This is a genomic window from Nonomuraea marmarensis (assembly GCF_043197025.1).
Taxonomy (GTDB): Bacteria; Actinomycetota; Actinomycetes; order Streptosporangiales; family Streptosporangiaceae; genus Nonomuraea; species Nonomuraea marmarensis.
In genome coordinates, this window is the sequence record NZ_JBICRM010000058.1 from 20701 (window position 1) to 34704 (window position 14004).

A 14004-nucleotide genomic window follows, 5' to 3' on the forward strand; every position below is an offset into this window, starting at 1 on the left:
ATGAGTCAGAGCGAGAGCCTGACCGGCCGACAGCGCGTAGCGCGTCTCACTCCGGGAGCGCTGCGGTGAGCAGGTCGTCGGCGCGGCGGACGTCGGCGTCCAGCGGGCGGTTGGGATCGACGGGCGGGACCGCCTCGGCCAGCGCGTCGAGGAGCGCCGAGCAGCCCGGGGCCGTGAGCCGGCGGGCGCCGGCGTGCGCCACCTGCCCACGGCCCCACCGCCAGCGAGCCGCAGAGCAGCCGGAGCAGCCCGGCCATGTCGTACGCCCGCAGGGCGGCCTGGGTGCCGAAGGGCACCACGTCCTGGTTGTGCAGGTTGGTCGGCTTGCTCTGCATCCCGGCCGACACGGCGGCGCGGCGGAGCTCGGTGACGAACGCGGTCGTGGCGAGCTGTACGCCCTGCATCCCCGTGCTGGCGGCCGGGCCCGGCGGCCAGCATCGGCGCCAGCCCGCCGTTGCGGGCCGGATCGACGAGAAGGTCCAGTTGCCGCTCGGCGAGGTTGCCGAGCTGGGCGGTGACCATCGCCAGGACGTCGGAGGCGAAGGCGGCCGGCTGCCCGAAGAAGTTGCCGCCGTGCACGACCAGGTCGTCGCCGGGGAAGAACAACGGGTTGTCGCTGACGCCGGCCAGGTCGGTCGGCCTCGACGACGCCGTCCACGTAGCGCAGCGCGTCCTCGGCGGCCCCAGCAGCTGCGGGGAGCAGCGGATGCTGTACGGCTCCTGCAGCGCCCGCGTGCCCGACGGCGTGATCCCGGAGAGCGTCTTGCGCATGCCGTCGGCGACGTCCACGGCGCCCCGGTGGCCGTAGGCGCCGAGCAGGCGGGGGTCGAGGAAGCCGGGGTCGCAGCCGAGCAGGTCGGCCAGCAGGCAGGTGAGCGCCCCCATCGCGCGGTGGCAGGACCGGATGCCCTTCAGCGCCAGGCAGGTCGCGGCGGTGGTCAGGGAGGTGCCGTTGACCAGCGCGAGCGCGGCCCGGCCGTCGAGCGTCAGCGGGCTCAGCCCGCTCTCGCGCAGCGCCTCGGCCTGTGATTTCATCGAGACCGTCACCCTGAACGGGCAGCGCCAGTACATCCTGACGGTCATCGAGTATGCCCCCAGGCGCGTCCGTGTGCTCGGCACCACCGATCACCCGACCGCGAACTGGGTCATCCAAGCGATGAAGAACCTCGTGATGGAGCTGCAAGATGCGGACTGCCGAGCGTGCCTTCTGATCCGAGATCGGGATGGGAAGTTCCCGCCGCTCATGGATGAGATCCTTGCCGAAGCCTGTGGGGCTCAAGAACTCGAATCACTCCCAGCGCAGAGTCCCTCGTCCAGGTAGGCCGGAAGAGATAAGGGCGCCGAGCGGCCAGTTCGGGCCGACTGGGATCATGTTTCGTGATCTTGTCCACGGTGTCCCGCTCGAAAACGCGGTTTCGTGCTGTGAGCTGGGGTTTTGCTGCGCGATCAGGGCGGCGCCTGCGACCATCGCATGGTGTTATTGTCGTTTGTCTATCGGTTGGTGAGGGGCTTGTTCCGCCTGCTGACGGTGCTGGTCCGCGCCGATCGATCCAAAGACGTTGAACTGCTAGTGCTCCGTCACGAGAACCAGGTACTCCGCCGTCAACTCGATGACCGGCCGCGGTGGGGACCACACCGACCGGCTCTGGCTTGCGGCGTTGTCGCGGCTGGTCCACCGCCACCGGTGGGCGGAAGTATTCCCAGTCTGTGCCTGCCGAAAATTCCATCCATGCAGGTCAAGCGGCATGTGAGATCACGCCTGCCAGCGCTGAAACGCCAAACCCCAGGTCAGTCCTAAAGGCCGAGTTTCCGGCACCCACAGGCGCGTCTCCGCCGGCGCCGTGGCCGGTCGGCCGGAGCCGCGGTAGACGAGTGATCGTCGGCATTTGTCGGCCTGGCGACACGTTCGTGAGTAACACCCTCTTAGCGCTGCTTTATGGGTTTTGTCCGGTTAGAGTGTCCGCACCTGAGCGTGTCAGACGGGAGGAAGCGTGCAGTTCTATCTGGCTCGCTTGCTGGCCCAGATCACGCTGCTGGCGACCTGGTGGACGCCGGTCCTCGTCCTCAGCCTCGTGTTCGTGACCAGTTGGCCGCTGATGGCCCTCGCGGAGCCGGCGGGCAGCGCGATCGCCGACCCGGCCAATTACTGGTGGTATTTCGTGGTCACCGCCGCGACCGTCGGCTACGGCGACCTGTACCCGGAGTCGGCGGCGGGCCATGCCGTCGGCGTGTACGTCATCGTCGGCGGCATCGCGACGCTGACGACCGTGTTCGCGAGGCTCTCGACGTCTCTGGAGAAGGCCAAGGGACGAAGGATGCGGGGTGTGGTCACCGTGGAGATGTCAGGTCACGTCGTGCTGCTCGGCTACACGCCGGGACGTACCGAGCAGATGGTGGACGAGTTGCTCGCCGACGGTTCGAGTCGCCTCGTGCTCTGCGCGTGGGACGACGTGGCGACGCACCCGATGTCGGACCGCGACGTCGCGTTCGTCCGCGGTGACCTGACCGACGAGGGCGTGCTGCGCAGGGCTGGGGTCCAGCGGGCGTACAGCGTGTTGGTCGACGCCCGCGACGACAACGAGGCGCTGACGGTCGCGATCACCGCCGACCACGTCGCCGGCAGCGCCCATCTCGTCGTGGCGCTACGCGACCTCAGCAGGGTCCGGCACCTCCGCTACCTCGATGAGGCCGTGCGCTGTGTCCAGTGGCACAGCGCGCACATGATCACCGAGGAGCTGAAGGACCCCGGCATCACCGAGATCTACACGCAGCTGATGACCCACGGCGGTGCCGACACCTACTCGGTGCGGCTACCGGAGTCTCTAGGCCCGATACCGGTCGACCACTGCCAGACCGTGCTCGGCCGGCGCCACGGCGCCACGATGCTCGCCGCCCGGGCCGACGACGTGCTGACGGTTAACCCGGGCTGGGGGACCGAACTGCCTGCGGGGGCCGTGCTCTATTACGTCGGCTCCCGCCGCCTCACCGCCGAGGAGGTCGCGAGCGCCCTGCGCGACGGTACTTCCTAAGGGCCGATCGGGTCAGGCGGCCCGGCCGGAGACGCCGCGCAGCGTCGATGCGGCGGCCGTGAGCAGCGACATGCCCGTCGCCGTCGCGAAGACGATGACCAGACCCTAGTGGAACGCGTCGCAAGCACGATCAGCGAATACCTGTATCGCGTCAAAACAAGCCACGATGGCTGTGACCTGTGGTTTGACGGGGTCTGTCTCCGCAGGAAAGATCATCTTGCGCTTGTTCGCCTGCTCTATCTGATCGCGCTCCGGGTGTTCGGTTGGCTGATGTTGCTGGGCCGCAGCCAAGCGTCGAAGAAAGCGGAAATCATGGTGTTGCGTCACGAAGTGGCGGTGCTGCGGCGTCAGGTCGGACGCCCGAAGCCGGACTGGGCCGATCGAGCTGTTCTCGCGGCGTCGGCCCGGTGGTTGCCGGCGGTGCTGCGTCTGCGTGCTCATCGGCTGGTCACCCCGGCAACGCTGCTGGCATGGCATCGTCGTCTGCTGCGACGGGCCTGGACCTACCCGCATCGGCCCGGACGTCCAGGAACGAGCCTGCGAGGTTCGGGACCTGATCATTCGTCTGGCGCGGGAGAACCCCAGATGGGGCCATCGACGGGTGCGCGGGGAGTTGATGCGGCTTGGCTTCCAGGTCGGCGAGGCGACGTGCGGCGCATCCTGCGCTCGCGCCGCGTCGGCCCGGCGCCCCGACGTCTGGACACGTCCTGGCGGATCTTCTTGCGCTCGCAGGCTAAAGGCCAAGGCCGTGAAGTTACGGGCTGATCGAGTCTGTCGAGAGGATGTCGATGCTGATGGTGGCCTTGTAGGTGCGGCGGTCGACGCGCAGGCTTTTGTAGGCGTTGCGGGACAGCGGGCGCTTGACGGCGCGGGGGCTGAGGCGGAGGCGGCGGGCGGGCATGAGCTGGTCTAGGACGGCGCGCCCGATGGTGCCGACGAGGTCGATGACGGTGTCGGCGATCACTCCTGCGGCCTGGATGGCCTGGTCGCGGGCGGTCTGGAGGGCGACGGTGAAGCTGGCGCGGTCGGGGTCTGCGTCGGGGACGGTCGCGGTGGCGTCGGCGCGCTCCGTAACCGAGTCGAGGCAGTGATCGCTGCGCCTGCCTACTGCGTCCATGCAGTTCAAGCGATCTGATCGAATCCGGGAATGTGCCTACAGTTAGTCGGGGTCGCGCCGGGTGGGGCGCCGGATGCCGCCGTGCTCGCTGCGTGCTCGTACGCCCCGTCACGCGCCGTCAGCATTCGGTACTGTCGGACACACAAAACGCGCTGAGACGGCACGAACCATCACCCAGCGGCACTGTGCGGCACTAAAAGATCTTGCTTCTAATCTGACGGTCGCAGGTTCGAATCCTGCAGGGCGCGCTTTGATCATGTTCTGACCTGCGGTAATGCGGGATCGGATGCGTTCTAGAATTTTCCTCTGGCGGTTGCGTGCTCCGTGCGTGCTCGCCCGCACCAACCCCGCACACACCATGATCCAATCGCCACCTCCGACTCCTGCGGCAAGAGCAGCGGCCCCGCCTCGCCGCGAGCAGGCGGCGAATGCGGGGCCGGATGCTTAATCCGACTGTTCAGCTCCTCAGCGAGATGAGTTTCCCGGGTTCGGCCTGGTCTTCCTTGCCGAAGAGCAGGGCCGCGGTCTTTTCGGCCGCGGCGGTGGCGACCTGTGGGTAGACCGAGGTGTAGGTGTCGGCGGTGAAGGCGCTGGAGGTGTGGCCCAGCGTTTCCTGGACCACCTTCATCTCCACCCCGGCGGCCAGCATGAGCGAGGCAGCGCCGTGGCGGAGATCGTGGAGCCGGATCGGCGGCAGCCCCGCGAGGTAGGCGAGCCAGAGAAACTGGTCGGAGACGTGCTGGGGATGTAGCCGGTTGCCGTCAGGCTGAGTGAACACGAAACCGGTGTCAGTCCAATCCTCGCCCATGGTGAGTCGTTCCTGGAGTTGGCGTTGCCGGTGGGCGCGCAGGACCTGGGTGGTGTCGGTGTCCAGGGCGATGGTCCGGACCGAGGCGTCGGTCTTCGGGGCGCCCTCATGAACCTCCCAGGCCAGCTGCACGAGCTGCCAGTTCACGGTCAGAGTGTGGCCGTCGAGATCAACCTCCTTCCAGCGCAGCCCGCACGCCTCGCCCCGGCGCAATCCGCGCAGTGCGATCAGCTGGTAGAGGGCGAACAGGCGGTGCGCTTTGGCTTCTTTCAGGAACCGGCGAGTATGTGCTGGCGTCCACACCATGACCGGGGAGGGGCGCGGCACGCTGGTGTAGGCGTCGATCAGATCGACTCGTCGTCCACCCCGGCGCTGCTTCTCCCTCTCCCGATAGGAGCGGTAGTCCTGCTGCCAGGCGCGGACCCGGTCGTCGGTCCACACCAGCGCCTTGGGCCGGGTGTGGGCGGCCATCTCCAGGACGGCGGCGGGGTTGAAGTCGATCAGCCGGTCCTGGCGCATGGCCATGTTGAGCGCGTGGCGGAGGGTGGCGCGGATGCGGTGCATGGTGGCGATGCTGATCGGCCGCCGGTACTTGACGCTCTCGCGCACGTGCGGGTCGGCGTCGGCGCGGCGTTCGATGCGAAGAGTGGACAACATGGGTGGGATGCAGGAAGACATCTCTTTTCAGATGCGAGTGTCTGGCGTGACCGAACATGACACAGGAGCCTGCGGCTGTCCTGGACACTGCCATTTAGATCATCATCTAATCAGTTCGACCGAACGACATTCAAAGTGACAGTGCGACCTGAACGTGGTTTGAGGAAGCTGTCTGTCCCCAGGTCTTCTTGGCGGTTGCGTACACGATCTTGATGAGGTCGCGTGGGTGGGGGACGCATGGCACATGAGCTACCCATCCAGAAATCACCGCCCATCAACACAGTTGATCGTTACGAGGCACCGTGAGTCGGCATCTAGAACGAAGAACAGGAAGCTTGGGCTGGTCGGGAGCGCGCGGAATTCGTCGGGGAACAGCTCGCGGGCGGCCGGCACGGGCTGCGGCTCCCTGATGACGGTCAGGCGGTTGTCACCGAGTTGGCACGCCACCTGTCACCAGCGGCGGGAGCGCAGGTGTCGGCGAGCGAAAAGAGGATGCGGGAGCCAGAATGCCCCTGTCAGGATGGTCGCTTCATGCACGACGCGAAAGGACCTGAAAGTGCCCCGCGCCATCACTTTGATCCGCTCCGCCTCCCTGTCCGACGTCGCCGAGTACGCCTACGCAGCCACGGCGCCTGCCGAGTCACGACTCATCTTCCTCGCCGGAGCGTGTCCGCTGAACGAGGACGGCTCAACGGCAGCGATGGGGGACTACGCGGGCCAAGCAGCGAAAGCCATCGAGAACATGCAGGCTGCTCTCACCGCCTCCGGTGCATCACTGCAGGACGTCATCAGCACAAGGGTTCTCGTCGCGTCCACCCAGCAGAAGGACCTGGTGGCTGCCTGGGAGGTAGTCCGGGACTCGTTTGGTGACCATGACGTCCCCAGCACCCTGATGGGCGTCACCGTGCTCGGCTACCACGGTCAGCTCGTTGAGATCGAAGCCGTCGCCGCCGTGCTTGATTCCTGAGCCCTGTTGAGAACCCGTGGCGGTAGGTCGCGAACTTGGCCGCGGGCTGGAAGAGCCTCACCATGATCTTGGTGACGACAAGCCTGCCTTTGTGACAGCTATCGTGCTTCTGCTCAGCACCCGAGGCCAACTACCGTTCACAGTGTGACCACCACCCATAGATGGCGGCTGGAAGACAGATCAGCCTGCGGGATCGCACGGATTCCCAGGTGCAGTTGGCGGAAGGTCCCAGGTCTTCTCGGCGGCTTGGCGGCGCGACAGGGCGAGCCGACGTCGGTGCAAGTCGATCTCAGTGATGATCACGGTGACCTCGTCGCCGATCTGGATCACGTCGCCTGATGCCTCAACAGTCCTGGCGGCCAGTTCACTGAGGTGGACCAGACCTTCGATGCCGTCTGCGACGCGGACGAAGACGCCGAAGGGCACCACTTTGGTGACCGAGCCGTGCAGGATCTGCCCCATGTGAACGCGGCGTGCGAACTGCTGGAACGGGTCGGGCTGGGTGGCGCGCAGCGATAGGCGGGCTTCGCCGTTATAGGTGTCGAGGACGAGGAATTCGCAGGTGACGTGTTCTCCCACGGAGACGACTTCGGATGGGTCCTCGAAGCGGCGCCAGGACAGCTCGGGCATGGTGATGAAGCCAACGCCGGGAAAGACGGGATGGTCGGGTCCGTCGTCCAGAGCGACGAAGACGCCGAAGCGTTCGATGGCCGCCACAGTGCCGGACAGCCGCTGCCCCGGACGCAACGCCTTCAGATAGGCCCAGAGCTGGGAATTCTCGGTCGCCGACCGCGAGAGCCGGACCTGCTGCTCTCGGAGATCAACGGCGATCACCTCGGCGGAGACTTGGTCACCGACTTGAAGGGGTTCAGACCGCCAGGAAAGATCGAGCGGGCCGATGATGCCGACCGGATCACTGGCGAAAGCGTCGAGAAGCACGGTCGTTTGCGATCGCGTGACCTCCGTGACGGCCCCAGTGAGGACGTCGCCGACGTTCACCCTCCTGAGGAACGCGACCAAGGACTGTTCGTCTTCTGCTGCCCCCATGGCGGCAAGGCTTCCACGAATGCCGGACGCTCTGCACCGTCCTACCCAACCGCCAACCACAACTGGGAACCGCCATCTATGACTGGGGGTCGCACACAGATGGGCCAGCTATCGCTCACAGGGCCATCTGTCCGTTCTCATCCATCGTGTCAGGGAGCCATGTCGGCGAGCTGCGCACCGACAACTGCCTTGAGACAAGACGGGCGAGCAATCCAGCTGGGGATCAATGGGCTTGGACGTCACAGGGTCGATGTCCCAATAGTCTTGTCAGTTCCGGTGAGCGCCGACCAGGCAAGTGACAGAACCGCTGAGACCCCGCGCGGTGGAATCTCATCGATCTTGTCAGTTTTCCGAGTCAACACCGCCTCATCGGAACGTGGCGTGGCCGCCGAACGGGCGCACCAACGCGCACTACGCGGCATGAGCAGAGGTCGTCCGGCGGTGTCCCACCGAAGCGTGGTCCCTCTCGACACGTTATGTGACACCTACGGCTTGGCCGACGAGGTGATCGGCGATCCGGCCGGGGCTGCGGAGTCCGGCACCCCCGCGTAGTCGGGCAGCTCGATGCCGTTGATCGCGCGCCCGACCAGCTCGGTGAACCATTCGCTGGCGAAATCGGGGCGCGGCTCGGCGTCTGGCCCGGGGACTTCGCGGCTGCGGGCGTTCAACCGGCCGATCTCCTGGTTGGCCTCGACGAACGAGCGCATCCGCGCCTCGTAGCGGGCGAACCCGGCGTCGGGGTCCCATCCGGCGGCGGCCAGCTCTCCGGCCAGCAGGTAGGCGCCGACCAGCGCCAGCCCGGTGCCCTGCCCCGACATCGGCGAGGAGCTGAACGCCGCGTCCCCGAGCAGCCCCACCCGTCCACTCGACCAGCGGTCCATCACCACCTGGGCGACCTGGTCGAGGTAGAAGTCCGGGGTGTCGTCCAGGTGCGCGAGGATGTCCGGGGTCAACCAGCCCAGGCCCGCCATCCGCTCACGCAGCAGGACCTTCTGGGCCGCGACGTCACGGTAGTCGACGTCGAAGTCGGCCGAGGCGAAGTAGAACATGGCCATCGCCCGGGTGGCGTCCTGGATGGGCCGCAGGAGGGCAGAGCGCCCGGACTCCTGGTCCTGGTGCTCGAGCAGCCAGCGGTCCAGCCCGAACTCGTTGGGCACACTGTAGAAGGCCAGCACGTGCCCGAGGTGGCGGAGGAACCGCTCATGCGGCCCGAAGACCATCGCTCGCAGCGCCGAGTGCAACCCGTCGGCCCCGACCACCAGGTCGAAGCGCCGCCGGTTGCCGCCCGCGAAGACCACGTCGACCCCGTCCGCGTCCTGGGCGAGCCCCGCGATCCGGTCGCCGAAGACGTACTCGACGCCGTCGCGGGTGTCGTCGTAGAGCACCTGGGACAGGTCCCCGCGCAGGATCTCGATGTCCGCGATGAACCCGTCGCCACCGTCGTCGTCGGCACGGAAGGTCTCCAGCACTTGCCCGTCCGCGTCCACGGTGTGCGCGCCGGCGGTGTCGGTGCACGCCGCGCGCACCGCCGCGTCCAGCCCCATGCGCTCGATGACCTCCTTGGCGACCCCGCGCGCGTCCACCGCCTGCCCGCCGGGACGCAGCTCAGGAGCCCGCTCCACCACGGTCACCTCGGCCCCCCGCCGGCGCAGCCAGTGGGCCAGCGCGGGTCCCGCGATGCTCGCCCCCGCCACCAACACCCTGGGACCACTCACCCGCGTCCCCTCTCTGACAGACCGGATGGTGTGCTCCTGCTTGGAGTCGTCGACGCTCATCACTGCCTCCATGTGCTTCCTCCCGCGCTGGACGTTCCCAGCACAGGCCCACCGCTGTCGGTGTGTCCAGCCGTATCGACCACGGATCCGCACAAACTCATCGGCACGACCGAAATCGCGTCCACGCTCCGCAAACACCCTGAACTCGGCATGTGCGTGCGACGGGCATGGTCATGATCGCCTCGGCCTCGGCAGACATTGATGAGAATCGCCAACTCCGATGACGCTCACATCAGCCCCGACTGGCGCAAACCAGGCCAGGCCGTCAGCTAGGCCGCCGCCTGAGAATTCGCCAGATCTGCGCGCAACACAGTGAGACGCTGAAAGGACCAGTGAGAACGGACAGCCAGGCCTCGTGGCCACTCAAACTTCGGTGAGAAACCTAGCGGTCATTAACCTTCGATGACAATGCTCAACCTTCGCTGCAAAAGGTCAGGTACCCGTGGTGGAGCCGGTTACGAAGGTTGCCCGGAACGTGCCCGAAAACGCTGTGACCTGCAAAAACAGGTTTCCTTGGTGAGGTGCCGAAGGAAAGAGATGCGGAAAGTGTGGGCACCGGCCCGGACGGGGTGGCACTCCGGGCCAGCACTCCTCCGTGCGGGCCGGACCCCCTCCAGCATCCGGACCCGCACGCCACATCATTATCTGCGTGACCATCCGACTGCGTACGGTGAATGACGTGGGTGAAGTGCGGAAATACGCCCTTCCAGATGTGAATCAGTCTCGATGATCTGGCGAGCGCCTGACTGGCACGGTCGCCCACAGCCTGTGGAGGAGCAGCCGGGAACCCCACAGCGACGGCGTCACGGCGCCCGGCGAGTCGACCGCACAGGTGGCATTGCCGAACCTTTGCTTGACGGCTTGTCCTAACTCGGCCCTTGCGGCAGGTATTTGGATCAGTGACAGGGATCGGTGGCCTGGCACTTTGGGCCACACCCACATGATCGAACCCACCACCGCCTCAACCGCTTCCACGTCCACCTGTTCTTCCGTCATCATCGGGCCTGCCACGGCCGACCCCTCATCCATCGCATCCGCACCGGTCGCCCGGCTTCGTGAGTCCGGCGTCCGGCTGGCTTGGGAGGGCCAGGATGCGGTTCGGGGGCATCTGCCGCTGTCGGTGTGGATGGCGGCAGCCGACACCGAATCGGTCGCGACCTGTCCGGCGGGTTGCTGCCATCCGGTCAGCAGCCGGTTGGCCCGTCACCTGGTCGCGGCGTGCACCCGGCCCGGCGAGACGGTGGTCCATCTCAGCGCGAGCGATCATCAGCTCGTCTCGGCCGCGCTGACAGCGGGCTGCCTGCCGGTGGCCGTCTTCACCGACGTGGCCCGTGTGGGCGTGTCCTGGACCTGCCTCGCCCGCACACACCCCGACTACGACCTGGAGGTGGCTGAACTGCGCGTCACCGATCCTGGCGACGAGTCCTCGGTGCTGGCTGATCTCGTGAGCGGTGCGGGGTTGGTCGTGGCCGAGCACACCTGCCAGCAGCCCCTGGACCGGTCCACGGGTCAGCCGGACTCCGAGGCCGGAGCCGAGGTCTTCGACGTCGCCTGCGCGGCGGGGCTGGTCAAGCCGGGCGGGTATCTGGTGGTGGTCACCGGCCTGCACCGCGAAGGCGGTGTGCTCGACCCGGTACCGGAGATCATCGCCCGCGCCCGCGACGCGGGGCTGGTGTATCTGCAGCATGTCATCGCCCTGCGGCGTCCCGTGCACGGCGAGCGCATCGACGCGCACCTGTCCCGCCGTTCTCTGGCCGCGATCGAGGAGCTGCCGGAGTGCGCCGGGTTGCCGGCGAGCGCGCGGGTGCACTCGGACGTGCTGCTCTTCACCAAGCCGAGGATGCCCGTGGGCTCAGCTGCATCCACGTCCCCGGCCCTGGACGGTGCCGTCGAGCCGGACAGCGCAGAGGCTTCGGTTCAGACCGGGGGTGAGCGTTGATGGTCGAGGTGACGACGTCGGTGTGGGCGACCGGGCAGCAGCCGTCGCGGGTTCAACGTAAGGGCCGGTACGTGCCGGAGTCGATGCGGCATCCGGGCAAGATGCTGCCCTCGATCGCCGCCAGGGTGATCGAGACCTACACGGGTCCGGGGGAGCTGGTGGTCGATCCGATGTGCGGGATCGGCACCACCCTGGTAGAAGCCGCCCATCTCGGCAGGCACGCCGCGGGCGTGGAGTACGAGGAGAGGTGGGCGCGCCTGGCGGTCGCCAACCTCAGCCACGCCAAGAAGCGCGGGGCATCCGGCTTCGGACGGGTGGTGGCCGGGGACTCCCGCCACATCGCCCGGCTGCTGCCGGACCTGGTAGGGCGGGCGGCGCTGGTGCTCACCTCGCCGCCGTACGGGGCGGCCACTCACGGGCACATCCGCTCCACCCGCGATACCGGCGAGCCGGGGGTGCGTAAGTGGAACCAGCGCTACTCGGCCGACCGCGCGAACCTCGCTCACCAGCGGCTTCCGCAGCTGCTGGAGGGGTTCGGCCGCATCCTGGCCGGGTGCGTGGGGCTGCTGCGGCAGGGCGGGGTGGCGGCGATCACGGTGCGGCCGTACCGCGTACGCGGCGAGCTGATCGACCTACCCGGCCACGTCCATCACCTGGCCGAGGAGGCCGGGCTGGTGTTCGTGGATCGGATTGTGTGCCTGCTGTGCGGGCTCGACGACGGCCACCTCCTCAACCGGACGTCCTTCTTCCAACTCCATGAGGCGCGCAAGGGGTGGGCGCGAGGGCTGCCGATTCACGCCATCGCGCACGAGGACCTGCTCGTGCTTCGCAAGCCGCCGGCCGCGTCCGCCGAGCCGCTCGTCTCGAGCGATGGACGCACGGAGGTCGGCACTTTGCCGCGAGGTGATCAGTGAAAGACCAGGCGGATAACGAGATGTTCACGCCACAGGACCCGCCGCACCTGCACCCGCTACGAACGCGGGCTATGGCGAGCCAGCCCCTGGTGGTGGGCCTCATCGAAGCCGGGAGGATGCTCGGGATGGGCCGCACCAGGGCCTATCGGCTGGCCAAGACCGGCCAGTTCCCCTGCCCGGTGCTGAGGATCGGTGGCCGGTACGCCGTGCCGCTACGCGGGCTGCGGGCGCTGCTGGGCTCCGCTGACCAGGACGACGGCGACCTTCCAGATCACGGCTCGGAAGGATGACGCTGGAACGTGCGGTGCTGAGACGGAGGAGGCGAGCCGGGAGCCACACACCCACGGCAAGTGCGGAAGGCAGGGACGCCTGCCTAGGTAGGACGCTGGTGCTGCTTACCTGACCCGCTCGAAGAGGTGGGCCCGCCAAGGAACTCCGGGAGTCGTTGGCGAGCCCACCTCGCTTGTCGATCGCACCTGCTACAGCCAGATGTCCACCATTTCGTGGTCCTGGCGGTTGCAGTGCTCGGCATGCTCGATGAGCAACTGCCGCCATATCGCACGAGCCCGCTGATGAGGGCCTCGCGCGGTCTCCTCGAGATCGCCAAGGCTGGTGCGCCGAAGAATCAGATATTGGGCACCCTGGCAGCCGAACTGGTAGGCGTCACAGCAGCAGACGCCCCTGATCCGAGGAGGTTTGCCGGTAGAACTCTGATACGGGTTCCACGTGATCACGACGCTGCGCCTCTCATGTCGGCGCGGCACGCGACGTGACTGTGGTGGCTGCGTCCGAGGCGGTGGAGCGGCCGCAGGCTCGGCCGTTGAGAAGGGGCTGGCCAGGGCGGACGGGCACCACATGCGCGCCCGCCTTGAGACGGCGGGTCATCGCAGAGCGGGGTCCGTCCGTTTGTGTGGGGGAGGCTGGTGTACGGGAAGGGAATGCCACCGCCTCCCTCGACCTGGCCAGCCATGGGCGGCATCCGGCGCTCCTTTCGTGCCGTGTCCCGGTGAGCGCGCATGCCGCCTGTCTCAGGGACCTCTTCATGGGGGTAGGGGGTCTCGCCCGGCCGGGTGTGGCAGGGACACGGCCGGGCGAGGATTTCCCCCGTTGGTCGCAGCGCGGGGCGTGGCGGCCCGTGAGGTCACGCGCTGTGACGTCGTCCATGCAATCGGGCACGTGGGTCTGTTGTGAACGTCGTGACCTGGGCGTTTTGCCGCGACCGGTCATGGTCGGTGCCGGTGCGGTGGTCGTTTGCTGGTCGTTTCGGTGGTGGACTGGCTTGATGGGTGTTGGCGATGCCCACTGTGTGGTCCCCTAGACGGTGAGGGAGCGTGGCACGCGGTGGACCAGCGCAAAGGGCAACATCAGGGCGGTCGTCCGGAACTGGCGCGGGCCCGCCGACGGCATGGCCTCACCCAGGAGCAAGCCCCTGCCCGAACTGAACGTCACACCGCTGCACCGTCGACGCTGAGAGGCCGTCAGTACTTGCACGATGACGGAATCTTGAGGGAAGGGGCAATCACACGCGTCAAGGTTCCCTAGCGCTGCTGATGGTCTGCATCCAAGCGTTGCTTCTGGTGCTCATTGAGGATGGCAAGCATCCTGTCGAACTCGGCGGCACTCATTTTCCGGATGAGTCCTTAATGCCCTTGGAGGACGCTGCTTCGGCGTGAAAAGGGGGGCCTGCTCCGCCGTACTCCGGATTGTTGCCAGCGGGGGTGCTGTGATCGGTGAGACTGAGGGTGGGCGTG

General features: G+C 67.2%; 11 protein-coding genes and 1 pseudogene. 6 read left to right on the plus strand and 6 right to left on the minus strand.

Features of this window, described 5'->3' with window-relative positions:
- Positions 1-5: 5 nt before the first annotated feature.
- Both ACFLIM_RS47540 and ACFLIM_RS47545 read right to left on the minus strand, forming a co-directional pair.
- Positions 6-404 carry an aromatic amino acid lyase gene (locus ACFLIM_RS47540; RefSeq protein ID WP_393177057.1) on the minus strand — a complete coding sequence of 133 codons (399 nt, stop codon included), beginning with the start codon at positions 402-404 and terminating at the stop codon, positions 6-8.
- Positions 405-417: 13 nt separating this feature from the next.
- Positions 418-1083: pseudogene (locus tag ACFLIM_RS47545) on the minus strand (aromatic amino acid lyase); the annotation flags it as partial.
- A 908-nt stretch (positions 1084-1991) separates the two neighbouring features.
- On the opposite strand from ACFLIM_RS47545, the gene ACFLIM_RS47550 reads away from it, so the two are divergent.
- Both ACFLIM_RS47550 and ACFLIM_RS47555 read left to right on the plus strand, forming a co-directional pair.
- Entirely contained in the window at positions 1992-3029 is a 1038-nt protein-coding gene (locus ACFLIM_RS47550) for an ion channel (protein ID WP_393177038.1), read from the plus strand.
- A gap of 108 nt (positions 3030-3137) precedes the next feature.
- Positions 3138-3794 (plus strand): hypothetical protein, encoded by a 657-nt coding sequence (locus ACFLIM_RS47555; RefSeq protein ID WP_393177040.1) that lies wholly within the window; start codon positions 3138-3140, stop codon positions 3792-3794.
- Here ACFLIM_RS47555 and ACFLIM_RS47560 read toward each other — a convergent pair.
- Together ACFLIM_RS47560 and ACFLIM_RS47565 are read right to left on the minus strand one after the other, a co-directional pair.
- Positions 3784-4146 carry a hypothetical protein gene (locus ACFLIM_RS47560; protein ID WP_393177042.1) on the minus strand — a complete coding sequence of 121 codons (363 nt, stop codon included), beginning with the start codon at positions 4144-4146 and terminating at the stop codon, positions 3784-3786. The two genes, ACFLIM_RS47555 and ACFLIM_RS47560, sit on opposite strands and share 11 nt — an antisense overlap.
- Positions 4147-4603: 457 nt before the next feature.
- Positions 4604-5611, minus strand: a complete 1008-nt coding sequence (locus ACFLIM_RS47565; protein ID WP_393177044.1) for a tyrosine-type recombinase/integrase — start codon at positions 5609-5611, stop codon at positions 4604-4606.
- Between the two features lie 520 nt (positions 5612-6131).
- Here ACFLIM_RS47565 and ACFLIM_RS47570 point away from each other — a divergent pair.
- Positions 6132-6578 (plus strand): RidA family protein, encoded by a 447-nt coding sequence (locus ACFLIM_RS47570; protein WP_393177046.1) that lies wholly within the window; start codon positions 6132-6134, stop codon positions 6576-6578.
- A gap of 180 nt (positions 6579-6758) precedes the next feature.
- Here the strand turns inward: ACFLIM_RS47570 and ACFLIM_RS47575 are convergent, their stop codons facing one another.
- Positions 6759-7625 carry a S1 RNA-binding domain-containing protein gene (locus ACFLIM_RS47575; protein ID WP_393177048.1) on the minus strand — a complete coding sequence of 289 codons (867 nt, stop codon included), beginning with the start codon at positions 7623-7625 and terminating at the stop codon, positions 6759-6761.
- A 485-nt stretch (positions 7626-8110) separates the two neighbouring features.
- Positions 8111-9400 (minus strand): FAD-dependent monooxygenase, encoded by a 1290-nt coding sequence (locus tag ACFLIM_RS47580; protein WP_393177050.1) that lies wholly within the window; start codon positions 9398-9400, stop codon positions 8111-8113.
- A 1126-nt stretch (positions 9401-10526) separates the two neighbouring features.
- Here ACFLIM_RS47580 and ACFLIM_RS47585 point away from each other — a divergent pair.
- The 3 genes from ACFLIM_RS47585 (at position 10527) to ACFLIM_RS47595 (ending at position 12543) form a co-directional block, all read left to right on the plus strand.
- The gene (locus tag ACFLIM_RS47585) at positions 10527-11339 is read left to right on the plus strand and encodes a hypothetical protein (RefSeq protein WP_393177052.1); all 813 of its coding nucleotides are present in this window, start codon (positions 10527-10529) and stop codon (positions 11337-11339) included.
- Positions 11339-12253 (plus strand): TRM11 family SAM-dependent methyltransferase, encoded by a 915-nt coding sequence (locus tag ACFLIM_RS47590; RefSeq protein ID WP_393177054.1) that lies wholly within the window; start codon positions 11339-11341, stop codon positions 12251-12253. The genes ACFLIM_RS47585 and ACFLIM_RS47590 overlap by 1 nt, the downstream gene beginning before the upstream one ends.
- Positions 12254-12324: 71 nt before the next feature.
- A complete protein-coding gene (locus ACFLIM_RS47595; RefSeq protein WP_393177055.1) occupies positions 12325-12543 on the plus strand; it encodes a helix-turn-helix transcriptional regulator in 219 nt (72 codons plus the stop codon).
- Positions 12544-14004: the final 1461 nt, after the last annotated feature.